Raw genomic sequence first — 256 nt, 5'->3', positions numbered from 1 at the left:
GTTCGGCACGCCCGCGGAGATCTACAACAATCCGGCCAACACCTTCGTCGCCGACTTCATGGGCTCGCCCGCGATGAACCTCCTCACGGCAAGGGTCGAGAACAACGGCGCGGGCGTCGCCGTCTCGCTCGCCCGCCATCAGGCCGAGCCGCTGGTGCTCCCGGTGCCGAATGCGCCGGGCAGCCTTTCGGCCTATGGCGGCAAGGAGATCATCTTCGGCATCCGCCCGGAGGCCCTGACCGACCCGGACGGCGCG

The 256-nt window shown here is 69.5% G+C and carries 1 pseudogene; it reads left to right on the top strand.

Annotated features, from left to right (window positions below):
- Positions 1–256: pseudogene (locus tag ACZ1A1_RS24960) on the top strand (sugar ABC transporter ATP-binding protein); the annotation flags it as partial.

This window comes from Shinella sp. R2-11, from assembly GCF_055330205.1.
This window is presented reverse-complemented; position numbering and strand designations above follow the sequence as displayed.